General features: G+C 67.4%; 26 protein-coding genes. 21 read left to right on the top strand and 5 right to left on the bottom strand.

Features of this window, described 5'->3' with window-relative positions:
- Positions 1-82: 82 nt before the first annotated feature.
- The 3 genes from H9L16_RS09765 (at position 83) to H9L16_RS16535 (ending at position 3,986) form a co-directional block, all read left to right on the top strand.
- A complete protein-coding gene (locus tag H9L16_RS09765; protein ID WP_187551529.1) occupies positions 83-2,284 on the top strand; it encodes a M1 family metallopeptidase in 2,202 nt (733 codons plus the stop codon).
- Between the two features lie 10 nt (positions 2,285-2,294).
- On the top strand, positions 2,295-3,188 hold the full coding sequence (locus H9L16_RS09760; RefSeq protein ID WP_187551528.1) for a hypothetical protein: 894 nt from the start codon (positions 2,295-2,297) through the stop codon (positions 3,186-3,188).
- 81 nt (positions 3,189-3,269) lie between these two features.
- Entirely contained in the window at positions 3,270-3,986 is a 717-nt protein-coding gene (locus tag H9L16_RS16535) for a response regulator (protein WP_425507193.1), read from the top strand.
- A 6-nt stretch (positions 3,987-3,992) separates the two neighbouring features.
- On the opposite strand, the gene H9L16_RS09750 is transcribed toward H9L16_RS16535, so the two are convergent.
- A complete protein-coding gene (locus tag H9L16_RS09750) occupies positions 3,993-5,630 on the bottom strand; it encodes a serine hydrolase (protein ID WP_187551527.1) in 1,638 nt (545 codons plus the stop codon).
- Between the two features lie 128 nt (positions 5,631-5,758).
- On the opposite strand from H9L16_RS09750, the gene H9L16_RS16210 reads away from it, so the two are divergent.
- The 4 genes from H9L16_RS16210 to H9L16_RS09735 all read left to right on the top strand — a co-directional run bounded on the left by H9L16_RS16210 (position 5,759) and on the right by H9L16_RS09735 (position 9,437).
- Complete coding sequence (locus H9L16_RS16210; protein WP_229796603.1) at positions 5,759-6,196, top strand: VOC family protein; 438 nt, start codon at positions 5,759-5,761, stop codon at positions 6,194-6,196.
- Complete coding sequence (locus H9L16_RS09745) at positions 6,193-7,050, top strand: DUF72 domain-containing protein (RefSeq protein ID WP_229796604.1); 858 nt, start codon at positions 6,193-6,195, stop codon at positions 7,048-7,050. The genes H9L16_RS16210 and H9L16_RS09745 overlap by 4 nt, the downstream gene beginning before the upstream one ends.
- 97 nt (positions 7,051-7,147) lie before the next feature.
- Positions 7,148-8,119 (top strand): aldo/keto reductase, encoded by a 972-nt coding sequence (locus tag H9L16_RS09740; protein ID WP_187551525.1) that lies wholly within the window; start codon positions 7,148-7,150, stop codon positions 8,117-8,119.
- Positions 8,120-8,123: 4 nt separating this feature from the next.
- Positions 8,124-9,437, top strand: coding sequence for an NTP/NDP exchange transporter (locus H9L16_RS09735; protein WP_187551524.1), 1,314 nt, complete (start codon positions 8,124-8,126; stop codon positions 9,435-9,437).
- An 81-nt stretch (positions 9,438-9,518) separates the two neighbouring features.
- Here H9L16_RS09735 and H9L16_RS09730 read toward each other — a convergent pair whose 3' ends face one another.
- Complete coding sequence (locus H9L16_RS09730) at positions 9,519-9,893, bottom strand: TfoX/Sxy family protein (RefSeq protein ID WP_187551523.1); 375 nt, start codon at positions 9,891-9,893, stop codon at positions 9,519-9,521.
- 31 nt (positions 9,894-9,924) lie between these two features.
- Here H9L16_RS09730 and H9L16_RS09725 point away from each other — a divergent pair, with 31 nt between their 5' ends.
- The 9 genes from H9L16_RS09725 (at position 9,925) to H9L16_RS09685 (ending at position 17,526) form a co-directional block, all read left to right on the top strand.
- On the top strand, positions 9,925-10,875 hold the full coding sequence (locus H9L16_RS09725) for a DMT family transporter (protein WP_187551522.1): 951 nt from the start codon (positions 9,925-9,927) through the stop codon (positions 10,873-10,875).
- Between the two features lie 66 nt (positions 10,876-10,941).
- Positions 10,942-12,540 carry an ExeA family protein gene (locus tag H9L16_RS09720; protein WP_187551521.1) on the top strand — a complete coding sequence of 533 codons (1,599 nt, stop codon included), beginning with the start codon at positions 10,942-10,944 and terminating at the stop codon, positions 12,538-12,540.
- Between the two features lie 4 nt (positions 12,541-12,544).
- On the top strand, positions 12,545-13,180 hold the full coding sequence (locus tag H9L16_RS09715; RefSeq protein ID WP_187551520.1) for a general secretion pathway protein GspB: 636 nt from the start codon (positions 12,545-12,547) through the stop codon (positions 13,178-13,180).
- A gap of 12 nt (positions 13,181-13,192) precedes the next feature.
- On the top strand, positions 13,193-13,411 hold the full coding sequence (locus tag H9L16_RS09710) for an RNA-binding S4 domain-containing protein (protein WP_187551519.1): 219 nt from the start codon (positions 13,193-13,195) through the stop codon (positions 13,409-13,411).
- A 102-nt stretch (positions 13,412-13,513) separates the two neighbouring features.
- The gene (locus H9L16_RS09705; RefSeq protein WP_229796605.1) at positions 13,514-14,014 is read left to right on the top strand and encodes a sigma-70 family RNA polymerase sigma factor; all 501 of its coding nucleotides are present in this window, start codon (positions 13,514-13,516) and stop codon (positions 14,012-14,014) included.
- A gap of 35 nt (positions 14,015-14,049) precedes the next feature.
- The gene (locus tag H9L16_RS09700; protein ID WP_187551517.1) at positions 14,050-14,703 is read left to right on the top strand and encodes a hypothetical protein; all 654 of its coding nucleotides are present in this window, start codon (positions 14,050-14,052) and stop codon (positions 14,701-14,703) included.
- Positions 14,704-14,861: 158 nt separating this feature from the next.
- Positions 14,862-16,058, top strand: a complete 1,197-nt coding sequence (locus H9L16_RS09695; protein ID WP_187551516.1) for an acyltransferase family protein — start codon at positions 14,862-14,864, stop codon at positions 16,056-16,058.
- A 41-nt stretch (positions 16,059-16,099) separates the two neighbouring features.
- Positions 16,100-16,708, top strand: coding sequence for a hypothetical protein (locus H9L16_RS09690; protein ID WP_187551515.1), 609 nt, complete (start codon positions 16,100-16,102; stop codon positions 16,706-16,708).
- Between the two features lie 104 nt (positions 16,709-16,812).
- Positions 16,813-17,526 carry an alpha/beta fold hydrolase gene (locus H9L16_RS09685; protein ID WP_187551514.1) on the top strand — a complete coding sequence of 238 codons (714 nt, stop codon included), beginning with the start codon at positions 16,813-16,815 and terminating at the stop codon, positions 17,524-17,526.
- 40 nt (positions 17,527-17,566) lie between these two features.
- Here the strand turns inward: H9L16_RS09685 and H9L16_RS09680 are convergent, their stop codons facing one another.
- Entirely contained in the window at positions 17,567-18,805 is a 1,239-nt protein-coding gene (locus tag H9L16_RS09680; protein ID WP_187551513.1) for a hypothetical protein, read from the bottom strand.
- A gap of 128 nt (positions 18,806-18,933) precedes the next feature.
- Between H9L16_RS09680 and H9L16_RS09675 the strand changes: the two genes are divergently transcribed.
- From H9L16_RS09675 to H9L16_RS09655, 5 genes are all read left to right on the top strand, one after another.
- Complete coding sequence (locus H9L16_RS09675; RefSeq protein ID WP_187551512.1) at positions 18,934-20,067, top strand: sterol desaturase family protein; 1,134 nt, start codon at positions 18,934-18,936, stop codon at positions 20,065-20,067.
- A gap of 174 nt (positions 20,068-20,241) precedes the next feature.
- Positions 20,242-20,598 carry a DUF1428 domain-containing protein gene (locus tag H9L16_RS09670; protein WP_187551511.1) on the top strand — a complete coding sequence of 119 codons (357 nt, stop codon included), beginning with the start codon at positions 20,242-20,244 and terminating at the stop codon, positions 20,596-20,598.
- A gap of 216 nt (positions 20,599-20,814) precedes the next feature.
- Positions 20,815-21,327 (top strand): MliC family protein, encoded by a 513-nt coding sequence (locus H9L16_RS09665; RefSeq protein WP_187551510.1) that lies wholly within the window; start codon positions 20,815-20,817, stop codon positions 21,325-21,327.
- 37 nt (positions 21,328-21,364) lie between these two features.
- Positions 21,365-22,033, top strand: a complete 669-nt coding sequence (locus tag H9L16_RS09660) for an MFS transporter permease (RefSeq protein WP_187551509.1) — start codon at positions 21,365-21,367, stop codon at positions 22,031-22,033.
- A 78-nt stretch (positions 22,034-22,111) separates the two neighbouring features.
- A complete protein-coding gene (locus tag H9L16_RS09655) occupies positions 22,112-22,627 on the top strand; it encodes a hypothetical protein (protein WP_187551508.1) in 516 nt (171 codons plus the stop codon).
- A 6-nt stretch (positions 22,628-22,633) separates the two neighbouring features.
- Here the strand turns inward: H9L16_RS09655 and H9L16_RS09650 are convergent, their stop codons facing one another.
- Both H9L16_RS09650 and H9L16_RS09645 read right to left on the bottom strand, forming a co-directional pair.
- Complete coding sequence (locus tag H9L16_RS09650) at positions 22,634-23,731, bottom strand: DUF1615 domain-containing protein (protein ID WP_187551507.1); 1,098 nt, start codon at positions 23,729-23,731, stop codon at positions 22,634-22,636.
- A 63-nt stretch (positions 23,732-23,794) separates the two neighbouring features.
- Positions 23,795-25,225: an MATE family efflux transporter gene (locus H9L16_RS09645; RefSeq protein ID WP_187551506.1), complete on the bottom strand. Its 1,431-nt coding sequence runs from the start codon at positions 25,223-25,225 to the stop codon at positions 23,795-23,797.
- Positions 25,226-25,245 lie beyond the last annotated feature (20 nt).

The following is a 25,245-nucleotide window of genomic DNA, read 5'->3' as shown; positions in this document are numbered from 1 at the left end:
ATTCGTGACTGTCGGCATGTTGCCACGCCCCTGCGGATCGCACACGCTAGGGATTCTGCTTCGCTTCCCGCCGGACCCGCCCATGCACAGTTTCCGTGCCGCCGCCGTATTGCTTGCGCTCAGCGCTGCCTGGACGCTGCCATCCAATGCGCAGGTGCCTGCCACCTCTCCTGCCCCGCTCGCCACCACGGGCGCGTGTCCGGCGATTGCATTGGCCGGGGCCGATGCCGGCGCAGTCCGCGTGCCCAGTGCCGCGGATGCCTGGGGCGGGCCGCGCACCGGCAAGGAAGCGACGCTGTCGAACCGGACGGTGTCGTACTCGATCGATGCCGAACTCGACCCGGTCAAGCACAGCATCGACGGCAAGCAGGTCCTGACCTGGCGCAACCGCAGCGCGCAGCCGGTGTGCAGCCTGTACGTGCACCTGTACCTCAACGGCTTCGAGGGGCCCGGCAGCACCTTCATGACCGAGCAGCGGGCCAGCGAGAGCGGCTTCCGCAGCAACGTCGACACCAAGGACGGTGAATTCGGCTTCATCCGCCTGGACAAGGTCGTGCAGGACGGCGCGGCGGCGAAATGGACCTTCGTCCAGCCCGACGGCGGCCCGAAGACCGACCGCAGCGTGGTCCGGATCGACCTGCCGCGCCCGGTCGCGGCAGGTGCCACGACCAATCTCGACATCGACTTCTTCAGCCAGTTGCCGCGGGTGGTCGCGCGCACCGGCTATTACGGCACCTTCCACCTGGTGGCGCAGTGGTTCCCGAAGGTCGCGGTGCTGGAACTGCCGGGCGAGCGCGGTGCCGCCGCGCCGCGCTGGAACGCCCACGAATTCCACCTGCACAGCGAGTTCTACGCCGACTTCGGCAGCTTCGATGTGCGCCTCACCGTGCCCAAGGGCTACACCATTGGTGCCACCGGCGCGCTCACCGGCACGCCGGTGGAAAAGGCCGGCAAGGTCACCCATCGCTACGTGCAGCATGACGTCCACGACTTCGCCTGGACCGCCGACAGCCGCTACGCCAAGCCGCTGGTGAAGACCTGGAACGGACCCAACGGGCCGGTGCAGGTCAGCGTGCTGTACACCCCGGATTACGCCTCCAACGCGGAACCGGTGCTGCAGGCGACGATCGATTCGCTCAAGTATTTCTCCGACACGCTGGGTCCCTATCCGTACGGCACGGTCACCGCGGTGGTCCCGCCGTACGGCGCGGACGAAGCCGGCGGCATGGAGTACCCGACCTTCTTCACCGCCGACAGCACGCGCCAGGACGAGCCCGGCACGCTAGGGCGTTTCGCCCTGGACTTCGTGACCATTCACGAGTTCGGCCACGATTATTTCTACGGGATCCTGGCCTCGAACGAGTTCGAGGAGCCGATGCTCGACGAGGGCATGAACGAGTACTGGGACCAGCGGATGATGACCGCGCGCAAGCAGGACCTGCACCTGACCCTGCCGTTCCTGCGCGCACTCGGCATCGGCACCACGCTGACCCCGTTCGACATGGAGCGGATCGGCGCGAACCTGGGCGACCCGGCCGACGCGCTGGGCGGCAACAGCTGGTCGAGGCTGTCCAGCGGCAGCTACGGCACGGTGTATTCGCGCACCGCCACGGTGATGCGCCAGATCGAGGCGCTGGTGGGCACGCCGGCGATGGAACGCGCGATGAAGCTGTATTACCAGCGCTGGAAGTTCCGCCACCCGTCGGTCGCCGACCTGCGCGAGGCGCTGGCTGAGGGCACCGGCCGCCGCGACATCGTCGATGCCAATTTCGATGCCTTCATCTACGGCACCGGCCGGGTCGACGATCGGGTCGAGAGCATCCAGACCGCCGAACTGCTGCCGCAGCCCGGTTACTGGACGCATGCCGGCAAGCAAATCCTGATCGGCAGCAAGGCGCTGGACAAGGCCGTCGAGGACCGCCGCAGCGCGTGGAAGGCCAAGCATCCGACCGCAAAGGAATGGGAGGGCGCGTTCCCGTACAAGACCCGCGTGGTCGTGCGCCGCGACGGCAACAAGGTGCCGCAGGTCCTGCGCGTGCGCTTCGCCGACGGCAGCCACCGCGACCTGCCGGTGACCGCGCAGGGCAGCTGGCAGCGCTTCGAGTTCGTGACCGCGGCCAAGGCGGTCTCGGCGCAGCTGGATCCGGACGACCTGATCCGCACCGATGTCTCCGAACTCAACGACAGCCGCACGGTCGAGGCCGACGGCAGCGCCGCGCGTCGCTGGTTCGGCGACTTCACCTCGTTCCTGCAGTCGCTGTTCGCGCTGCTGTCCTTCGTCTGAGGTGCCGACCATGCCCAACCACCTGTCGACTTCGCTTCCCGTCCGCTCCGCCCTCCGCGACGGTCTGCGCGGTGCCATGCAATGGCGCCTGTGGCTGCTGTGGATCGGCGCCAGCCTGGGCTGCGCCCTGATCGCCGCCCTGCCCGCATGGAACTGGCTGGCGGAGGCACTCAACCATTCGTCGCATGCAAAGGCGATCGCCAACGGTGAAGCCCCCACCCTGCTGCTCGACCTGCTGATGTCGCGCAACGCGCCGCTGGGCGTGCTCGGCGAAAGCACCACCATCGCAGCGATCCTGATGCTGTTGCTGTCGCCGCTGCTGGCCGGCGCCACCATCGCGGCGATCCGTTCGCGCACCCGCCCCGGTTTCGGCGACCTGCTGCGCGGCGCAGTGGCCGAGTACGGCCCGATGCTGCGGATGCTGGTGTGGTCGGTGGTCCCGCTGGGCCTGGCCCTGCTGGTGATGTCGATGATCCTTGGTGCCAACGAATCGGCGCACGCAGACGCGATCGACGGCTCGGGGCTCGCCAGCGGTCGCAAGATCGCCTTGCTGGTCGGTGCCGTGCTGTTCGTGCTGGCCCACGCCAGCCTCGAAGCCGGCCGCGGCTGGCTGGCCACCGATGGCCGGCTGCGCTCGGCGATCAAGGCTTGGTGGCGCGGCCTGAAGCTGCTGTGCCGGCGACCCGTTGCGGTGCTGCTGGCCTGGCTGGTGACCACCGTGATCGGACTGGCGCTGGCGCTGTTGTTCGCCTGGCTGCGCCAGTTCGCCGGCGGTGACAGCCTGGGCGGTTTCCTGCTGGCGATGCTGCTGGGTTGCGGCATCGCCGCGGCGCTGGCCTGGGGCCGCATCGCCCGACTGTACGCGATGTCCGCACTGGCCGCAGATCAGCACGCGCGCCGCTGATCCCGCTTCTGCCAGCTGCCCGGGTCCGCCCGGGCAAGCCGTTCGGTTAAACTCTGGCCGAGCCAAACCAGGGGGAACGGCGTGGCCTTCTTCGATCTTTTCAAGCGCAAGCCGGCCGCCGCCAAGCCGGTTGCGAAACCATTGGTGTTGCCGCCGGGGCTGGTGCCGAACCAGACACCGGCACCTGCACCCGTCCAGCCCACCGCCCCAGCGCTGGTGGCGCGCGAGCCTGCAACCCCAGTCCCCGTCGAGGCACCCGCGCCCGCCGAAGCCGAGGCGGCCCCGACTCCCGCGGAACCCGCCCAGCCCGACCACGAAGGCCCGGAACGCCGCGAGCGCAACCGCCGCCATGCCCGCCCCGGCACGCGCGTGCTGGTGATCGACGACTCGCCGACGATCGTCGCCCTGCTCAAGCGCATGCTGCAGCAGAACCAACTGGTGGTCCTGGAAGCGTTCGACGCCGAAAGCGGCATCGAGATCGCCCGTCGCGAAGTGCCCGACCTGATCTTCCTGGACATCGTCCTGCCCGGCATGGACGGCTTCAACGCGCTGCGCACCCTGCGCCGCGACCCGATCACCAAGCACCTGCCGATCATCATGATCAGCGGCAATGCGCAGGCCACCGAGCAGTTCTACGTGCAGCGCATCGGCGCCGACGACTTCATGAAGAAACCCTTCTCGCGCGCCGAAGTCTTCATCCGCATCGAAGCCCTGCTGGACGAGGACCACATCCCACGCCACGCCAGCAAGCCGGGCACGCGTGCCGAAGCCGCCGCGGCGGACGCCGCGGGCGGCTGACGCGGGTTACTTCACCGGCACCAGCCGCAGGTCCTGGAAGTCGAAGCTGAAGTCGGTCAGCGGCGAGATCGGCTCCATCCGCATCTCGCGGATCCTGCCGTCGGGATCCAGGCTGAAATTGACGAAGGCGTCCGCGTTCAGACCGCGGTCGCGCCAGCGCACGATGAATGTGTCGTGCTGCCAGTGCTCGATGTCGCCCAGCAGTTCCGCGGTCTTCGAAAACTGCATCTCCAGCCCCTTCGGCCCCTGGCGGACCAGCACGTCGCCGTACCACGGGTCGCGGTAGGTGCCGGCGTATTTCACCAGCGCCAGCGACGGCTTCGATGTCGCGTCGCGCGCAGCCACGTGCTTCTGCCAGTCTTCGTCGGCATTGCCCTGCGCCTTGGCGAACGATTCCGCGTAGGCCTGTAGCCAGTCGTTGCCGCCGCGGCCGAGCATCATGTCCAGCGCCTCATAGGTGATCGCGTGGAAAGCCTGGCCGACCTCGCCGCTGGTCAGCACAACTACGCCGATGTTTTCGCCGGGCACCAGGGTCAGCCGCGACACCTGCCCCGGCCAGCCGCCGGTGTGCCAGACCAGCCGCTCGCCGGCGTAGTCGGACAGGTTCCAGCCCTGTCCGTAGCCCATGAAATTCGGTGCCATCGGCGCGAGTCCGGGCACCGAGGGCTTGCCGACCGGGATCGGGGTCAGCACCGTCCACATCTCGCGCTGGCGGGCCTCCGAGAACAGGCGCTTGGCGTTGTCGCCGTTGCCGGAGATCACGCCCCCGGCCAGTTGCACGTTCATCCACTTCGACAGGTCGTGCACGCTGGAATACAGGCCACCGGCACCGGACACGTTGCGCCAGCTGGTCACGCCCACCGGGCGCAGGTCCTTGAAATCGAACTTGGCGTGGCCGGTGGCCACGTTGTCGCCGGGCTTGAGGTCGTCGCTGTTGTAGCGGGTCTCGGCCATGCCCAGCGGCTGGAAGATGCGGCTGTCCAGGAATTGCTTGAACGGCATCCCGGAGGCCTCTTCGACGACCAGTTGGGCCACGCCGAACAGGATGTTGTCGTAGGCGTATTGCTCGCGGAAACCGCCGGTGAGCGGCACATCCTTCAAACGCTCGGCGACCTCACGCGTGCTGTAACTGCTGGTCGGCCAGTAAAGCAGGTCGCCCGCGCCCAGGCTCAGCCCGCTGCGATGCGCCAGCAAATCGCGGATGCGCATTTCGCGAGTGACGTACGGATCGCTCATGCGGAACCACGGCAAATGGTCGATGACGCGATCCGTGGTCTTCAGCTTGCCGTCGTCCTGCAGCATGTTCAGCGCGGCCGCGGTGAACGCCTTGGTATTGGAGGCGATGGCGAACATGGTGTGTTCGTCGACCTTCGCGGGCTCGCCGAGCTTGCGCACGCCGTAGCCGCGCTGCATCACCACCTGCCCGTCCTTGACGATCGCTACCGCCACGCCGGGCACGTCGAATTGCTTCTGCACCGACTCGACGAAGGCATCGAAGCGCGCCAGCCGCGCGGCATCCGGCAGCGACGCGGCCAGCGGCGCCATGGTGTCGCCGATCCGGATCGGGGGCGGCGCTTGCTGCGCCTGCGCGGGTGCGCCGGCAAGCGCGACGGTCAGGGCGATGACGAGCGGAAGCAGGCGCATGCGGAATCCCTTGGGTGCAATTTCGCGAGTATCGCCAGCATGGCGGGCGGCGTCGATGGCCACAGGTCACGCCTGCCGGCATCGCACGGGCGATGTACGCTCGCGTTTCCCGCATCCGGAGCTTCGCCATGTCCCAGCCCGCGAACACGACCTCCACCATCATTCCCTGCCTGCGCTACCGCAATGCGCTGGCGATGATCGACTGGCTGTGCGAGGCCTTCGGCTTCCAGAAGAATGCCGTGTATGCCGATGGCGACACCGTCCATCACGCGCAGCTGGTTTACGGCAACGGCATGGTCATGCTGGGCTCGACCAGCAACGCCGGCGAATGGGGCAAGGCCATCGTCCAGCCCGACGAGATCGGCGGCCGCGAAACCCAGAGCGCCTGCGTGGTCGTGGCCGACGCCGATGCGCACTACGCGCGCGCCGTCGCCGCCGGCGCAACCATCGTCATCGACATCGCCGACCAGCCTTATGGCGGCCGCGGCTACGCCTGCAAGGATCCGGAAGGCCACTACTGGTGGTTCGGCAGCTACGACCCGTGGGCGGAACACGCCGACGCATGAACCTGTTCCCCGACACCGCCGCCGACGCCAATGACTGGACCACGCGGCAAGTCGAGCCCGTGGATGGCATCCGCATCGGCATCGGCGGCTGGACGTACGTGCCCTGGCGCGACAACTTCTATCCGAAGGGCCTGGTCCAGCGTCGCGAACTGGAATACGCCAGCCGCCACCTGAGCTGCATCGAAATCAACGGCACCTACTACGGCGCGCAGAAACCGTCGACGTATGCGAAGTGGCGCGACGAAACGCCGGAAGGATTCGTGTTCTCGGCAAAGGCACCGATGCGGATCATGCAGTCGAAGGCGCTGGCGAAGACCGGCCCGCAGGTCGAGGACTTCATTGGCGGCATCAGCACACTCGGCGACCGGTTGGGTCCGCTGCTGTGGCAGTTCGATGCCGGCCTGAAACTGGAACGCGTTTCGTTCCAGGCCTTCTGCGAATTGCTGCCGCGCGAAGCCGATGGCCGTGCGCTGCGGCATGTGCTCGACGTGCGCGATGCCGGTTTCATCGATGCCGACTTCATCGCGCTGGCGCGCACCCATGGCTTCGCCACCGTGTTCACCGATTCGCCCGAGCACCCTTCGTTCGCCGATGTCACTGCCGGTTTCGTGTACGCGCGACTGATGCGCTCGCGCAGCGACATCGCCACCGGCTATCCGGCAGGCGAACTCGCTGCCTGGGCAGCACGCGCACGCCTGTGGGCAGGCGGCGGCGAGCCCGGCGATCTGCCGAAGATCGTCGACGACGCGGCACCCGCAACGCCTCGCGAGGTCTTCATCCAGTTCATCAGTGCCGCCAAGGAACGCAACCCGGCGGCGGCGATGGCGCTGCAGGCGAAGTTGGCACGCGGCTGAGCCGCAACCGCCGGCATGTGCCGTCCGGCACTTCGCCTCGGCAACGGCTTAACGCAGCCTTGTGCAGGCTGGATGTCCATCCCCGGAGGAGCACGCCATGAATACCCGCCGCCAGTTCCTGTCCCGCGCTGCGCTCGCCAGCGCCGCGCTCGCCGCACTGCCGCTGGCGGCCTGCGCGCAGGAGCGTCCGGAAACGGCACGCGCCAAACCAACCGGTGCCATCGCCGACCATGTGCCGTTGGGTGGCGTATTGCTCAGCCGCGCGATTCCGTCCACCGGCGAAATGCTGCCCTCCATCGGCGTTGGCACCTCGGGCAGCTACGAGGTACCGCTGGATTCGGCGGAGTTCGCCGCGCTCAAGGACGTGGTGAAGGTGTTCTTCGAGGGCGGAGGCAGCGTCATCGACACTTCCCCGAATTACTCCAACGCCGAGGACGTGGTCGGTGCCCTGCTGGCCGATGGCGGCTGGCGCGAGCGCTGCTTCCTGGCCACCAAGCTGGCCGCCGACAGCCGCGCCGCGCTGGAGCAGCAATGGGCGGATTCGCTGCGCCGCCTGCGCACCGACAAGGTGCAACTGCTGCAGGTCCACAACCTGCGCAACCTCGCCGAGGCGCTGCCGTATGCGCGCGAACTGAAGGCGCAGGGCAAGACCAAATACATCGGCTTGACCCATTTCCGCGATTCCGCGCATGCCGAGCTTGCCGAGCTGATGCGCAAGGAAAAGCCCGACTTCGTGCAGATCAACTATTCGGTCTCGGCACCGGCCGCGGCGAAGACGGTGTTCCCGGTCGCGCGCGAGCTCGGCATCGCGGTGATCGTCAATCGCGCCTTCGACGACGGCAAGCTGTTCGCGCGCAGCAAGGACATGCCGCTGCCCGGTTGGGCGGCAGAGATCGGCGCGACCTCGTGGGCGCAGCTGTTCCTGCGCTTCGCGATCAGCGATGAGGCGGTGACCGTGGTGATCCCGGCCACCGGCAAGCCGGAGCGGCAGGCGGACAACCTCAAGGGCGGCATCGGGCCAATGTTGAGCGCGTCGCAGAACGCCGAACTCGTCGCGCTGTTCGCCTGAGCCGATGTCGATGCGCGCGCGGATTGCCGGACTGTTCAACCTCCGTCGCGGCGAACTCGCGCCGGTGCTGGTGGCCACGCTGTTCTTCTTCTGCATCCTCACCGCGCTGATGATCCTGCGCCCGGCGCGCGATGCGCTGGGCATGGAGCGCGGCATCGACAGCATCCGCTGGCTGTTCATCGGCACCGCGGTGGTGACGCTGGCGGTCAACCCGGTGTTCGGCTGGCTGGTGAGCCGGTTCAAGCGCCTGCATTTCATCAGCGCGACCTATGGCTTCTTCGCGCTGAGCCTGGTCGCCTTCTGGGCCTTGCTGGTGTTCGCGCCGGGCGCGGTGGGTGCGCGCAGCGGGCAGGTGTTCTACGTCTGGTTCAGCGTGTTCAACCTGTTCGTGACCATGGTGTTCTGGGCGCTGCTGGCCGACCGCTTCAGCAGCGAACAGGGCAAGCGTCTGTTCGCGCTGATCGCGGTGGGCGGCACGCTGGGCGCGATCTTCGGGCCATGGCTGGCCTCGCAGCTTGCAGAGCCGCTCGGCACGCCCGTGCTGCTGCTGTTTGCCGCGGGCTTCCTGTCGCTGGGCACGATGCTGGCATGGGTGCTGGTGCGCATCCGCCGCGATCACGCGCCCGATGACACCACCGCGTCGTTGCACGTAACCGAGGAATCGCAGCGCATCGGTGGCAGCGCCTGGGCCGGCCTGCGCGCGGTGTTCGCGTCGCGCTACCTGATGAGCATCGCCGGCTACGTGCTGACGATGACGATCGTCGCCACCTTCATCTATTTCACCCGCCTGCAGATGGTCGCCGCCGCCGAAAGCGACCTCGACGCGCGTACCGGCCTGCTCGCCGACATCGACATGTGGACGCAGGTCGCGGTGCTGTTGCTGCAACTCACGTTGACCGGCCACATCATCCGCCGCTTCGGCCTGGCCTTCGCGCTGGCCCTGCTGCCGATCGCCAATGCATTGGGCTTCATCGGCCTGGCGATCTTCGGATCCTTCGCCGCGCTGATCCTGCTGGAAGCACTGAACAAGGCGGTGCAGCGGGGGATGACGCGTCCCGCGCGCGAAGCGCTGTTCACCGTGATCAGCCGCGAGGACAAGTACAAGGCGAAGGCCTTCATCGATACCTTCGTCTACCGCACCGGCGATGTCGTGGGCGCTCAGACCGAGGGCCTGCTCGGCAAGCTCGGGCTGGCACTGGGTGGGCTGGTCAGCGTGGTGGTACCGCTGGCGCTGGCGTGGGCGATGCTGGGAATCTGGCTGGGGCGGGCGCAGCAGAAGCGGACCGAAACGGTGGCAAACGACATCCGGCACTCTTGATGAATGTCTGGACAGCTCCAACTTTTGCTCGTCATTCCTGCGAAGTCAGGAATGACGAGCAGAGCGGTTCGCTCGGTTAACTCAACGCTTGATGGTCTCGCTCTTCTTCGCCGCCTTCTTCTTCGGCTTCGGTTTCGGTTTCCGCAACGCTGCCTCCCACGCGCGCTGTGCCCACGGGCGGAAGTCCTGCGGCGAGTCCAGCGCCTCGTCCGGCACCGTCCAGTAACTCATCGGCACCGCCTTGCCCTTCGCTTCGTACACGAACGGCGCGCAGTCCTGCGCCTCGAACGCAGGGCGCGTCTGCTCGTCGACCTTGAGGTACAGGATTTCGCCGATCACGATGCCGATGATCACGCCATCGCGATACACCCCATGCCCACCGAACATCGCCCGGGTCGTCACCGGCGCAAAGGCCGAGAACAGGTCATGCAGGTAATCGAGATACTCGCGGCCCATGGCGTCGCCTCCGTCCGGCGATAATGCGCGCATGAGCAACCGCGACACCACCCGCGCGCTGTGGCAGATCCACCTGTGCGTGCTGCTGTGGGGCTTCACCGCAATCCTCGGCAAGCTGATCACCCTGCCCGCGCTGCCGCTGGTCTGGTGGCGAATGCTGATCGTGGTCGTCGCGCTGGCGCTGTTGCCGCGGGTCTGGCGCGGGGTGCGCACGATGTCGCCGCGACATCGTTGGGCCTATGCCGGCATCGGTGCGCTGGTCGCCCTGCACTGGCTGACGTTCTACGGCGCGATCAAGCTGTCGAACGCCTCGGTCGCCGCGACCTGCATCGCCTTCGCCACGCCAATGACCGCGCTGGTCGAACCGCTGCTGACCCGCCAGCGCTTCCAGCCGCGCGACCTGCTGCTCGGGCTGGCATCGCTGCCGGGGATCTGGCTGGTGGTCGGCGGCGTGCCCGCGGGCATGCATGCCGGGATCGTGGCCGGCGTGGTCTCGGCGCTGTTCGTCGCCCTGTTCGGCACCCTCAACAAGCGCATGGTCGATGGCGGCGACTCGCTCACCGTGACCGCGCTGGAACTCGGTGCCGGCACGATCACGCTCACCCTGCTCGCACCGGTGATGCCGCTGCTGGTTCCCGCCTTCGCCGGCCCGCTGCTGCTGGTGCCCAGCGGCATGGACGCGTTCTGGCTGGTAGTGCTGGCGCTGGCCTGCACCCTGTTCCCGTTCGCGCTGTGCCTGGTCGCGTTGCGGCACCTCTCCGCGTTCACCGCGCAGCTGTCGGTGAACCTGGAACCGATCTATGCGATCGTGCTGGCCGCGATCCTGTTCGGCGAACAGCAGGAACTCAGCGGCAAGTTCTACGCCGGCGTGGCGATCATCCTGGGCGTGGTGTTCGCGCAGGGGCTCATGGCCGGTCGGCGCAAACCCGCCGCGCATCCCGAACAGGCCGCCGTCAGCGAAAGCCACCGCATCGCCGACTGAACGGCGCGGTTCGCTTAGCGACGCGTGCCATGGCAGGCTAGCGGCTTCCCCGTCGACGCCCACCGCATGTATCTCGGCTACTACGGCCTGCACGAAGCGCCGTTCTCGATCACGCCGGACCCGCGCTTCGTGCATCTCAGCGAGCGCCACCGCGACGCACTCGCGCACCTGCTGTTCGGGATCGACAAGGGCGGCGGCGGCGGCTTCGTCCAGCTCACCGGCGAGGTCGGCACCGGCAAGACCACGCTCAGCCGCCTGCTGCTGGAGCAACTCCCCGAGAACGCGCGGATCGCGCTGGTGCTGAATCCGCGTCAGAACGCGATCGAACTGCTTGAGTCGATCTGCGAAGAACTCCGCATCGATATCGAAGGAAAGCGCGGTTCGGCGAAAGCATTGGTCGATGCGCTCAATGTCTACCTGCTCGACGCTTACGCCCAAGGCCTGCGCGTCGTGTTGCTGATTGATGAAGCGCAGAACCTCCCGGCCGATGCACTCGAGCAGGTGCGCCTGCTGACCAACCTGGAAACCGACACCCAGAAACTGCTGCAGATCCTGCTGCTCGGCCAGCCGGAACTGCGCGAGATGGTGGCCAGGCCGGAGCTCCGCCAGCTCGCCCAGCGCATCACCGCGCGCTTCCACCTGACTCCGCTCGATGCGAAAGACACCAGGGCCTACCTGCGCCATCGCTGGCGCGTGGCCGGCGGTACCCGTTTCCCGTTCGATGCCGGCGCGGTGCAGCGCCTGCATGCGCGCGCGGGCGGCGTGCCGCGGCTGGTCAACGTGATCGCCGAACGCGCGCTGCTCGCGGGCTACGCACGCGACGCCACCCTCATCGACGCGAAACTGGTCGATGCCGCTGCCGATGAAGTGTTGCCGCCAGTGCTGGCGCGTCGCAGTTGGCCGTGGCTGGCGGCCGCGGTTGGCGTCATCGCGATCGCGCTGGTCGCGGGCTGGGCCTGGCGCGACCGATCCGCCGTGGACACTGCTGCGCCGGCAGCCACGCGCGTGGCATCGACCACCCCCGCCGCATCGCTTGCCACGGTCGACACCCTCGATGCCGCGGCGCTCGCGCAACTCCTGGGCGCAACCGGCGACACGCCGCTGCCGGCCTGGCAACACCTGCTCGGCCTGTGGTCGCTGCTGGCGGACGCCATCACCGTCGATCCCGCGGGCCCGTGCACGCCCATCGCGCAGGCCGAGGTCCATTGCGTGCAGGGCCGCGCGCGGCTCGACACCCTGCTCGCGCTCGACCGCCCGATCCTGCTGCGCCTGCAGGACGGTCGCGCGCGCGCATGGGCGGTGCTGCTGGGTGCGGACGCACGCAACGCGCGCTTGCGCATCGGCACGCGCACGATCGACCTCGACCGGGTGGTGCTGCAGTCGCGCTGGAATGGCGACTACGCCGGCCTGTGGCGCGGCCCGGCGATATTGTCCGCGCCGCTGCGCCCCGACAGCACCGGCCCGGCGGTCGACTGGGTTCGCCAGCAACTCTCGCCCACCGGCAATGTCGCGCCCGGCGTGCCCTACAACGATGCGCTGCGCGCGTCCGTGCGGCAGTTGCAGGACGCACGCGGCCTGCCCGCGGACGGCATCGCCGGCCCGCTCACCCTGATGGCACTGGCCGACGATCCACCCGGCCCACGCCTGCTCCGCGTCCTGGACTGACCCGATGTCGCTGATCCTCGAAGCCCTGCGCAAATCGGAAGCCGAACGCCGTCGCGGCAACACGCCCGACGTGGCGATGGAGCTCCCGCCGGCACCGCTGCGCGCCCGCAATGCCACGCCCGCATGGCTATGGCCAGCCTTGCTCGCCGCGATCGTCGTGGGTGCACTGGCATGGTGGCTGGCCGGGCATCGCGATGCGGCGCAACCCGCAACACCGCCGATCGATGCTGCCATCGTCGAACCCGCACCCGTGGCGGCGGCACCGGCAGTCGTGCCGCGCGCACCGGTTGACGCGCCCGCGATGACAGCACCCGCACAAGCGACGGAAACGCCGCAACGTGATGTGGTCGCCCCCACCGTCGCGGCGATCCCACCGCCGACGCCGACACCTGCCCGCGGCGTGTCGCCGGAGCCAGTGATCATTCCGCCACCTGCGCCCGCGCCCACGGCGACGTCGATGTCCGGCGTGAAGCTGAGCATGCACATGTGGGACACCAGCGCGGACAAGCGCTTCGTGATCCTCAACGGCCAGCGCATGGCAGAGGGCGACCGCAACGGCGAGGTGCAGGTCATCGCCATCGAGCGCGATGGCGTGGTGGTGGAACGCGAGGGGCAGCGCGCGCGCGTCGCGCTGCCCTGATCAGGAGCACTCATGCAGAACATCGATTTCGAACTCGACCGCGACTTCGTCGAACTCAACCAGTTGTTGAAGCTGGTCGGCCTGTGCGACAGCGGCGGTGCCGGCAAACAACTGGTTGCCACCGGCGCAGTGGAGGTCGACGGCACCACCGAACTGCGCAAGACCGCGAAAATTCGTGCCGGGCAACAGGTTCGCGTCGACGACGTGGTGATCCGGGTCGTGGCCACCTGATTTTTTTCATGGTCTCCGTGTGAGATTCCGCGCGCTGACGCGAAACATGGTGTCGAGGGGTGCGACGGACGCACCGGGGACGCCATGGAGACCATCGCCGCAATGACCGGGAACGATCGCCACCAGGCCTTTTCCAGCGTGCTGCAACAGCATGCGGGCATCGTGTTCAAGGTCGCCAATACCTATGCGCGCCTGCCGGAAGATCGCGCTGATCTGGCGCAGGAGATCGCCGCACAGCTGTGGCATGCCTGGCCGAAATACGACACGGCGCGCAGCGTCAGCACGTGGATGTACCGGGTCGCGTTGAACGTCGCGATCAGCCACGTGCGCGTGCAGGCGCTGCGCAATCGCCACGACGCGGTGCCGCTGGACGAAGACCTGCACGACATGGCCGGTGCACTCGCCCCGGACCACGAATCCGAACAGCACCTGCGCCTGCTGCAGGCTTTCATCGCCCGCCAGCCACCGCTGGAACGCGCCCTGCTTCTGCTCTACCTGGACGAACGCCCGCAACGCGAGATCGCCGAGATCCTGGGCATCAGCGAAGCCAATGTCTCCACCAAGATCGGCCGGCTGAAACAACGCCTGCGCGACGAGCTGTGACCTCTCCGACATCGGACCCGAACACGACAATGGACATGACCATGGACCTCGACGACATCAAATCCGCCTGGCAGACGCTGGACGCCCGCCTGGCCCGCCAGGACGCACTGCAACTGGAACTGCTGCGCGGGCAGAAACAGGCGCAGGCGCGCCGCAACCTACGTCCGCTGCTGTTCGGCATGGCCCTGCAGGCCATGCTCGGCATCGGACTGGTGCTGCTAGGCGTGGGCTGCTGGCACAACAACCTCGACGTGCCGGGCCTGCTCGCCGCTGGCATCGCCCTGCATGCGTTCGGCATCCTGCATATCGCCCTGGCCGGCATCGTCAGCGGGCTGGCGACCACGCTCGACTATGCCTTGCCGGTCCTGGCCATCCAGAAGCGGCTGCGCCTGCTGCTGCGCGTGCAGGTGCTGAATTCCAACCTGTGCGGCGCACCGTGGTGGGTCCTTTGGGTGCTGGTGGTGATCGGCTTCGCCGGCCTGTCGCCGGAGCGCGTGCCGGCACCCACGCCGACCTGGATCTGGATCAGCCTGGTGATCGGCACCATCGGAACCCTGGCCACCTGGCTGTGGGCGGCACGCGGCACCCGCGGTCCGCGCGACCCGCTGGCGCGGATGGACGACGGCGCCGACGGCATCCGCCGCAGCCTGCGCGTGTACGAGGACCTGGAGCGCTTCGAGCGCGAGTGAGCCCGGCCTGCGGCGTCCGGCAACGACGCTGCATGTCCTCCTGATCCATCGCGTCTTCCGGAGCCGGCACGACCGGCCTCCCTTTGAACAACCGACCCCGGTCGCAAGCCCAGCGCTTGCGGCGCGGCCCTGCACATCCCGAATCCGGAGAACACCCGATGCAAGCTGCCCTTGCCCACCCGCCCCGCGAACGCCTGCATGGCCTGGACGCGGTCCGCGCCATCGCCTTGCTGCTCGGCCTGGTCGTGCATGCCAGCATGGCCTGGATCCCCGGCGCGCAATATTTCTGGGTCGTCAGCGACGCCTCGCCCGGCGAATTCGCCGGCCTGCTGTTCTACGTGCCGCACATGTTCCGCATGCTGCTGTTCTTCCTGGTCGCCGGCCTGTTCGCGCGGATGGCCTGCGAGCGGCTGGGCAGCCTCGGTTTCATGCGCGATCGTGCCCGCCGCATCGCGATTCCGCTGGCCTCGCTGTGGTTCCCGATGCTGATGGCGATCGTCGCGGTCATCGCCTGGAATGCCTGGCTGGTCAACAACGGCAGCATGCCGCCCGCGCCGCCAACGCCACCACTGTCGCCGCGGAATTTCCCGCTGACCCATCTGTGGTTCCTGTACGTGCTGCTGCTCTGCTACATCGCTGCGCTGATCGTGCGCGTCACGCTGGGCCGCAGTGCATTCGCGCAGCATGTGGCCGATACCGCCGTGCGTGTGCTGGCGTCGCCGGTCGGCCCGCTGCTGCTCGCGTTGCCGTTGGCTGCAGCACTGATCACCCATCCGAAATGGTTCGCGTGGTTCGGCATTCCCACCCCCGACCAGTCGCTGTATCCCAGCCTGGCCGCGTGCGTCGCGTTCGGCAGCGCGTTCGGCTTCGGCTGGCTGCTGCATCGACAACAAGCGCTGTTGCAGCGTTGGGCGGCGCACTGGCCGCTGCACCTGTCCATCGCGATCTCGGCCACCGTCGGTTGCCTGCTCCATGTCGGGCTGGCACCGAAGCTGGTCCCGACCACGCGCGAGATCGCCGACATCGCCTATGCGATCGCCTACGCCGTCGCGGCCTGGAGCTGGACCTTCGCGATCGTCGGCCTGGGTCTGCGTTTCCTGTCCGGCCACAGTCCGCTGCGCCGCTACCTGGCCGATGCGTCGTACTGGATCTACATCGCCCACTTGCCGCTGGTGATGGCCTTGCAGGTCGCGATGTCGCGGGTGGAGTGGCCGTGGTTCGCGGAGTTCGCGCTGGTGCTGGTGGCGACGCTGGCGATCCTGTTGCCCAGTTACGACCTGCTGGTGCGCAACACCTGGATCGGTGCGTGGATCAACGGACGACGCAAGCCGCGCGGACTGGAAGCGGCGCGTTGAGACGGCACCATCCGACGTCGACCAAAGGAGAAGCCACGACCATGATCCAGCCTCGCCAATCCGCTGCCTTGCTGATGACCGGCGTGCTGTTGCCGCTGCTGGTGCTGGTCATGCATCCCACCGGCCACGAGCTCGCCGACGATCCGGACGGCCGCATGCGGGCGGTCAACACCCTGGTGCACGGCATCGCCATCGCTTGCCTTCCGTTACTGGCGACCGGCCTGGCCGGGTTGTGCGCGTGGCTGCGCTGGTCGGCGACGGCGTCGCTGGCCTTCGCCATCTATCTGCTAGCCAGCACCTGCAACCTGGTCGCGGCGATGATGAGCGGTTTCGTCGCGCCGCGCCTGCTGTCCGGCGGCGCAACGCCGGACGCCTCCCTGCTCCACTTCACCCACGACATCAACCAGGCGTTTGCGACCTGCGCGGTCGTCGCGACCGGTATCGCCTTCATGCTGTGGAGCCTGGCGCTGCGTCGTCGCGGCAAGAAGTGGCTTGCGGCGCTGGGCGTGGCGATCGGCATCGTGCAGGTGGCCGGCATCCTGTCCGGCCTGCTGCAACTCGACGTCGAGGGCATCTTGCTGGCGACGGCCTTGCAGGCCGCATGGCTGTTGCCGCTGGCATCGACGCTGCGCCAGACCGCCAAGGAGTGACGTGATGCCTGTTCGCGGTTCCCCCGTTCTATCGCTTGCCCTGCTCCCGGGCACCACCGCATCAGCAATCGAACGGGCCTTGATCGAAGACAAGAGCAGGCTTCATGAAATTCCATGAGTTCGGCAACAAGGCGGGAGTCCCTCTCGTGTTTTTCATGGGAACACCGCAACGGGGCGAAGCCGGGAGTGAGTTCTCCGAACTGGCGAATCAACTGAACGTTCGACTGATTTGCCCGACACGCCCCTGGTACGACGTCGACGAATGCCAGCCTTCGTTCGACGTCTGTACACGGCGAACCCGGCAGTACTTGAACGCCAACCGCATCGACAGTTGTCATGTCATGGGCGGTAGCGGCGGAGGGCCATTCGCACTGCACTTCTCGTGCAACAACCCCGGCTTGGTCATGGGGTGTTACTTGCTGGCATCCATGGGCACTCCGGAAACGTTCACCCGCACGGTGACATCGCCGCCAACGCGTCAACTCCTCGAACTTTTCGCCACAAACAGCCACGAGGATGCGATGGAGACGCTCGGTACCTGGGGCCTACCCCGCGATCTGGCGCATGGCGCATGGGCTGACTTCAAGGTGCTTCTGGGGCCATGGGACTCGATCCCGTATGCCAACGCACCGATGGTGTACGTCCATCACGGCGAAGGTGACGAGAATGCGCCCATCCAGAGCATCCGGGATCTCGTGGGCCGTTTGCCCAGACACGAATGGAGAGTCTCGGACGCAGCCAGCCATGCATCACTGGCTCAAGACGGGTCATTCACCGAGTTGAGACGAATCTTCGCCGAGGTCGGTGAGCGCCAATAGTTCGTTCAACCCGACACCGGTTCGCTCCGGCGATCACCACTCAATCCGGCAAGACATCGTCCGGCTCGGCGGCGGCCGCTTCCTCGGTTGCCTCGGCGGCGGGATCCTCGCCGGCGGACGGACCGTGCGGTGTCGGGGCGTCGTCCGAGTCGGGCGCAACCCGCACCGCCCTGGCGGGCTTGGCATTGCCGGTGGCGGGCGCAGGCGATTGCTGCTCGGTGGGCGTGGGGTCCGGGGGTGCCTCTTCCGGCACATCCTGCGCAATGCGCGGCATCAGAATCGCGCCATCCAGTTCGGCCATCGGGCTTTCGTCGGCGCATTGCTCGCCGGGAAAACCGAAGCGCCCGCGCAGCGCCAGGCCGCAGTCGTTCATCTGATCGACGTCCTGGGTTTCGCCATCGACGGCCTGCGCGCAATGCGCGTCGTAAGCGCGGCGGAAGGCATCGCGGCGTTGCAGGAAATCGGTGCCGCAGCGCCGTGCCAAGCGGATGCGGTTGAGGTCGTCCTCCACCGCGTTCGCGCCGGACAGGCCGTACTGGTCGAGCTCCTCGACGCTGAGGATGCGCAGGGTGCGATTGGGCACCGTGGTCATCAGGTCGTAGACCTTGTCGGACGCGCCGTTGCGTTCCAGGTAATTGCGCAGCTCGTCGCTGACCGTGCGCAGCTCCTCGCCGAGCTCCTTGCGCGAGGTCGCCGACGAGCGCAGGCGGATCATCCGGTGGATGCCGATCGGCCCGGCGATGACCCGCATGTCGCCCGCCGCCAGCAGCAGCACGCAGGCGCTGTGGCAGGCGGAATCGCCGCGCACCCAGATCGTCCAGTCGTTCTCGCCGATGGCATCGCCGGCGCGGATCGCGGCCTCCACGTGACCGCCGGCGGAATCGATATCGAGGATGCGCTTGCCGATGCCGAGGTCGCCGGCCACCTTGCCGCTGCGTTCCATCAGCGCGGCGAAACTGGCGGTGACCTTGCCCTTGTAGCGCAGCCGCATCAAGCCGGTGGCGCGGCAATCCTGCAGGCTGCGGCGCAGGTCTTCGTAGGCCAGCGACAGCAACGGCCGACCGCCGCCGAGGGTGTAGTCGGCACTGCAATCGATCCAGGCATCGCCGGCCTCCAGCCGCACCGGCGACCAGTCGATCGCATCCTGTGGCTTGCGCTGTACCACCGGCCCGCTGTCCAGCTCCGCCTCCGCGTTCGCGCTGGTCAGGGTCGGGCCGGGTTGGCGGCTGCAGGCACTGGCCAGCAGGCAAAGCGCGATCAGGATCCAGTGGAGGCGCATCGAACCGTGGGGGCGGCGGGGATGGCTCAGTCTAGGGCGCATTCAGGCCGATCCACGGAACCGGCGATGAACCACGCCGTGACGGGCGTGATGTTGTCGGCGATGCAGACGCCCGCTAGGGTGCATCGATGACCAGCGCGCCGGCCTCGCCCCCATCACGTTCCTGGCTGGCCCATATCTCGGCCGGCCTCGGCCTGTCGGCGCTGCTGGGCGTGCTCTGCTTCCACTTTCCGGAGCTGCTGACCAGCCGCGATTTCCGCGCGGTCTACAGCGAGGTCTTCGCGCGCCATCTGCTGCTGTCCGGACTGGTCGCGGCCTTCCTCACCGGCACCTTCGCGATCCTGCGCGGGCGCAATCGGCGGGTGGCGATGCTCGGTGTCGGCAGCGCAGCCATTGCCGTCGTGCTCGGCGGTGCCACCGTGCATTTCGATGCGATCGACTCCACCCCGTTCTCGCTGGGGCTGGACTGGTTCGTGATCTCGCTGTTCTTCTCCGCGCTGGTGTTCATCCCGATCGAACGGATGCTGCCGGTGCTGCCGATGTCGCCGCTGCGCGCGGAATGGCGCACGGACCTGGCCTATTTCTTCATCGGCCACGTGCTGGTGCAGTTCGTGCTCATTGCGGTGACCGCATCGACCAGCATGGTCGATGCGCTGGTGGCCTCGCAGACCGTGAAAAACGCCATCCAGTCCCTGCCTGTGTGGCTGCAGTTCCTGCTGGCGGTGTTCGTGGCCGACCTGGCGCAGGCGCTGCTGCATCGCGCGTACCACAACACGCCATGGCTCTGGCGCTTCCATGCGGTGCATCACTCGACCAGACGCATGGATTGGCTGGCCGGCTCGCGCATGCACCTGCTGGAGATCGTGCTGACCCGCAGCGTGGTCCTGATGCCACTGGTGGTGCTCGGCTTCGCACCGGCGGCGGTCAATGGCTACGTGATCCTGGTCGGCCTGCAGGCGGTGCTGGCGCATGCCAATCTGCGGCTGGACTTCGGCTGGCTGGAGCAGGTCCTGGTCACCCCGCGCTATCACCACTGGCACCACGCACGGCACGCGGACTACATCGACGTGAACTACGCCATCCACCTGCCATTGGTGGATCGGTTGATGGGCACGTTCAAGCTGCCGCCGCGCGGGCAGTGGCCGAGCGAATACGGGGTGATGAAACTCCAGACCGTCCCGGTCGGTTTGCTCGCACAGGCGCGGATGCCGTTGTCGCGCAGGAGAGTGTTCGACGACTACGTAGGCCGCGACGACGCCTGAGGTTCATACGCGCGGCCATTCGACAGCATCCTGCGACTTCCGGGCGCGGTGCCATCGAACGGAACCCAACGCAACTGTCACGCAGGCTTTCGCCGCGGCATGTCGAAATCGCACTTCCCCGCGCGACGTCCTCGTGACGGCCATGGCAGGCCGCCCACCACCAAGGAGAATCCCATGAGCTACATCGACGGTTTCGTGATTGCCGCCCCGACCGCCAAACGCCAGGAGGTCATCGACTATGCGGCGCGCTTCGACCCGATCTTCATCGAGTTCGGCGCGCTGCGCGTGGTCGAGGCCTGGGGCGTGGACGTGCCGCACGGCAAGCTCACCGACTTTTACCGCGCGGTCGACGCGAAGGACGACGAGACGGTGATGTTTTCGTGGATCGAATGGCCGGACAAGGCGACCCGCGACGCCGGCATGCAGAAGATGATGGAAGACCCGCGGATGGGCGCGGACAATCCGTTGCCGTTCGACGGCAAGCGGATGATCTTCGGCACGTTCGAGAACGCCCTCGACCTCAAGGCCTGACCTGCGCGGCCGCGTTATGCTGCCTGCTCCGACCCCGGGAGCCGTCCCATGACGCGGCCATCGCCAATATTCGCCTTCGCAATCTTCCTGCTTGCGGGCTGCAGCGCCGGCACGGAAACGCCAGGCGCCGCACCCGTCGATGCGGCATCCCCGCCACCCGCGCCTGCATCCGGGCCGGCGCCGCCCGCCACGAGCGATGCGGCTGCGGCAGTCGCGGTGTCCCCCAGCTTCGACTGCAGCACCTCGACCGGCGAATTCGAACAGATGGTCTGCAAGGATCCGGCGCTGGCAGCGCTCGACGTGCAGCTGGCCGACACCTTCGCCCGGGCGCTGGCCAAGGCGAGCGACAAGGCGACACTGCATGCCACCGAGCGCGGCTGGATCAAGGGCCGCGACGAGTGCTGGAAGGCCGACGACAAGCCGGCCTGCGTGCGCGAGGCCTACATCGAGCGGATCGTCGACCTGCGCATCCAGCACGGCCTGGTGACGATCCCGTCCGCGGTCGAGTTCCGCTGCGACGACAACAGCAAGCCCTTCACCGCCACCTTCTACAACGACGAGCCGCGTGCGGCGGTGCTGACCTGGGGCAGCGACCAGGCCATCGTCCCGGCCGCGCCCAGCGCCAGTGGCGCGCGTTATGCGGCGGATGGCGTGGAATTCTGGGAGCACCAGGGCAAGGCCAGCGTGGACTTCTTCGGCAACAAGCTGAGCTGCACGCCAGCGGCATGATCCACGCACGACGTCCCGCCATGATCCGGAGCCGCGCATGGACCTGATGCGGATCCTGCGCTCGCTTGAAGAATTCCTCTACGAACTGGTCGGCTGGCTGGTGTTCTATCCGCGCACGTTCTGGCGGGTACTGCGGCATCCGGCCGCCATCGCGCGTTACACCGAGCTCGAATTGCAGCAGGAACCCGAGCGCCAGTTCACCGAAACGATCAGCCCGGTCCTGATGCTGATCCTGTCGGTGGTCATCGCGCACGGGCTGGAGATGCTGTCGCGGGTCCCTTCGCTGGAAACCGACACACCCGTGTCGCAACTGCTGCTGGGCAGCGATCAAGCCCTCCTGCTGACGCGCTGTGTGGTGTTCTGCGCCTTCGCGCTGGTCGCCGCACTCTCGATCCTGCAGCAGCAAGGCAAGGCCATCACCCGCGAGACCCTGCGCTCGCCGTTCTCGGTGCAGGCCTTCCTGGTCTCGCCCTTCGTGCTGATGCTGTCGGTCGGCATCCTGGTCGCCCGCGTGGAACATGGCTGGTCGCAAGCCGCAGGGGGCGTCCTGATCGCGATCGGCTGCCTCTGGTACCTGTGGGCGCGCACCTGCGCTTATCGTGCGCTTGTCGACATCGGCTGGTGGAGCGCGCTCACGCGAGTGAGTGCAGCCTTCCTGGTGACCAGCGCGGTGGCGGTCGCATTGCTGCAGTTGCTTCTGCCCTGACCCCGCGCATCGGCCTGCAAGGCCGGCAGGCAAGGCCGCCTGCGTTTACCTGACGAAGCGACGCAGGGGCAGGATCGAATGAAGGATCAACAGCAACCGGAATCGAAGGGCCTGCCGGGCATGCGCGAGCAGGCCGGCATGTTCATCTACCTGTTCTTCGGCATCCACATGCTGATGTTCGGCCTGTCGGGCTTCTTCATGGCCTACGCGACCGACGGTCCCGACCTGAGCTTCCTGTACATGCATGGTGGCATCGCCATCATCGTGTACATGGTGTTCTACCTGGTGATCTTCGGCCGCGACCAGGTGCAGTGGATGCTGGTCAATGCCGCGCTGGGCATCCTCGGCATCCATGCGCAGATCGGCTGGATACTGGCGCGCTTCGGCAAGCACATCGACGACTATCCGTGGCAGGTCCACGTCATCCCGTTCCTTTACTACATCCTTTACACCTTCCTGCTGCGGCAGTTCCTGATCGACGTGACCCGCAGCCGCAACAACCCGCAACGCAAGCGCCTGGTCGATGCCGCCTACGTGGTGTTCTCGCTGCTGGTGTACGGGCTGATGCTGTTGCGATTGCAACCGGGCGGCTGAGCCGCATCAGCGTTTCATGCAGGCGTTCCAGCGCGATTCCACCCGGCCGGCGAACCACGCCGTCGTGAGCGGCCGGGTGATCTTGGGGCTTTCCAGGGCGATGTCCGGCACTCGCGCGCGCGCGACCGGCTTGCCGCTGCCCTTGCGATCGGCGATCGCGAAGACCGCGCGATACAACGCGGTTTCATCGAAACCGGCACTGTTCCCGCGCTTCAGATCAGCCCGGATCGCGGCGGCGTCCATGCCCAGCAACATGTCGATGCTGCGCAACGCGGCCTCGGTCGCACCGGGCTTTTGCATCGACGCACCCGGCGTGAGCAGGTCGCCATCGCGCACCAGCTTCTTGCCGCTGGCGATCGCCGCCGCCTGCTGGAAGGCGGCGTTGCGACTGGCATGCCAGCCCGCGTTGAAATCGGCGAATCGATGGAGCGGCTTGTCGTAGTCGGCCGGGTATCCCAGCAGGTGCTTGATGCCGAAGTACAGCCCACCGCGACGACTGAACACCTCATGGCGGATCGAACCCTCGACGGTGTACGGATAGCCGCGCGCATGACGCTCGGCGAAATCCACCCGCACCTGCATCGGCCCGCCGGTGCGCACCGGGTTCAAACCGGCCAGCAGCTTGCCGCTGCCCAGCGGCAAGCGCGCGACCATCTCCTCGAACAGCTCGCTCATTTCGCGCTCGCTGCGCAGGGCCTGCAGGCGCTCGGCATAGGTGCGGCCATCGGGCGCGCGCAATTTCAGCGCCGCATCGATGGCGAATTCGGGCACGCGTTTCGCCGCGGCGCGGCGCTTGATCTCGCCGATGGCGATGCCGCCCAGGCCGGGCACCGGCGGGTCAGCGCGATAGGTCGATTCCTGTTCGACCACCGCCAGCACCGCGCACAGGTTGCTGGTGCTGGGATCGATGTCCTGCGCGGTGAACGCGGTCTGGATGTCGCGCGCCCAGCCGTCGCGGTCATGCAAGGTCGCCGGCAACTTGCGCAGCAATTCGGCGTGGACCTGCTCCGGCGTGCGCTGCGATTCGCAGCCCGAGAAGCAAGCGATGCCGAGGCAGAGCGCGAGCAGCGCGGGGATTCGATGGCGTCGTTGGACGGGCGACATGCGGCGCTGCCGGCGGGGTTCGGCAGAGGCTAGCAGGCAAGCCTGAATGAAGCCGGAGTCTCGCTACACCTGCGCCGCTTTCCAGCGCCCGCGCGAGAACAGCCACAGGGTGAACAAGCCCACCGAGGTTTCGGACACGAACACCGCCCAGAACACCCCGGTTTCCTGCAGGCCCAGGTGCAGGGCAAGGTACCAGGCCAGCGGGATCTGGATCAGCCAGAAGAACACCACGTTTATCCAGGTCGGCGTCGTCGTATCGCCGGCACCGTTGAAGGCCTGCACGCTGACCATCCACCAGCCGTACACGAACAGCGAGTACGACAGGATCCGCAGCCATTCCGCGCCGACCGCGATCACGCCCGCGTCCGCGCTGAAGATGCCGACGATCGCCTGCGGGAACGCGAAGAACAGCACCGCGACCATCACCAGGTAGGCCATGTTGTACCAGCCGATCTGCCAGACCGAGGCCTCGGCGCGTTCCGGCTGCTGCGCGCCCAGGTTCTGGCCGACCAGCGTGGCCGCGGCATTCGACATGCCCCAGGCCGGCATCATCGTGAACATCATCACCCGGATCGCGATGGTCGCCCCGGCCACCGCCTCGCTGCCGATGCTGGCGAGGATGCGCATCAGGAAGATCCACGAGGTCATCGCCACCAGCATCTGCCCCACCCCGCCCAGCGAGGTGCGCACGATGTTCCACAGCACCGCGCCATGCCATGCGAGTTGCGAGCCCAGCACGCGGATGTGCTGGCCGCCGCGGAACAGGATCCACAGCTGCATCAGCACGCCCGCGCCACGGCCGATGTTGGTGGCGATCGCCGCACCCTCCACGCCCATCGCCGGCACCGGTCCCCAGCCGAAGATCAGCAGCGGATCCAGCACGATGTTCAGGCCGTTCGCGACCCACAGCACGCGCATCGCGATGGCCGCATCACCGGCGCCGCGGAAGATCGCGTTGATCACGAACAGCAGCATGATCACCGCGTTGCCGCCGAGCATCCATTGCGTGTAGCGATAGCCGTGCTCGATGCTCCACGCGTCCGCGCCCATCAGCCGCAGCAGGTCCTGGGCGTAGACGATGCCGATGATCGCCGGCAACAGCGACACCAGCAGCGCGACGATGATCGCCTGCACCGCGGTAACTGCGGCCTCCTCCTGCTTGCCTTCACCGACGCGCCGCGCGATCACCGCGGTGACCGCCATCGCCAGCCCCATCGCCAGCGAATACAACAGGAACAGGTAGCTCTCGGTCAGCCCGACCGTCGCCACCGCCGACGCCCCCAGCTTGGCCACGAAGAAGATGTCGACCACCGCGAAGGTGGATTCCAGCACCAGCTCGAGCACCATCGGAACTGCCAGCAGGAACACGGCGCGGCGCAACGGGATCTTCGTATAGTCCGCATTGGTGCCGCGGATCGCCTCGCGCAGGCTGGACCAGAGCGATTGCGCAGCGAGATCGACGGCGGGCGCGTCTTGCGAGGGTGTCGGTTGCATGAGGCCTCCTTGCGTTCGGG

It is taken from the genome of Thermomonas carbonis, from assembly GCF_014396975.1.
Classification (GTDB): Bacteria; Pseudomonadota; Gammaproteobacteria; order Xanthomonadales; family Xanthomonadaceae; genus Thermomonas; species Thermomonas carbonis.
The sequence above is the reverse complement of the archived record's forward strand: the minus strand, read 5'-3'. Positions and strand labels throughout refer to the sequence as shown.